This is a genomic window from Dellaglioa sp. CoH-57-MRSF-20 (assembly GCF_056781955.1).
The window spans coordinates 1-258 of sequence record NZ_JBXAXV010000291.1 but is presented as its reverse complement, the minus strand read 5'-3'; the positions used below and the strand labels follow the sequence as shown (position 1 = coordinate 258).

The following is a 258-nucleotide window of genomic DNA, read 5'->3' as shown; positions in this document are numbered from 1 at the left end:
AGCACCGTCATGGTGGTGAAAAGCCTCGTGCCGCAGACTTCAAGATCACGATGGATGATGCACGTTTCTTGCGTTGTCTGAACTTGGGTCATCTGTCTCTCGAATACCCATCGTATGGTCTCAAGGAGTGGGGCGATCTGGTGTACAATGCGATGTGCGAGATCGAAAGGTCTGGCTATATCGGGAAATTCATGAACAAGAAGATGAAGTTTCTGATGCGCCCCGCCTTTGATTTGAAGCGCAACGATTTGAGGGGGG

1 protein-coding gene is annotated in these 258 nt (G+C 50.4%); it reads left to right on the top strand.

Annotation, left to right across the window (positions count from 1 at the left end; genetic code table 11):
* Positions 1-258: hypothetical protein (locus tag AC1RPN_RS09080; RefSeq protein ID WP_481763859.1), on the top strand; the 258-nt coding region annotated here is incomplete at both ends.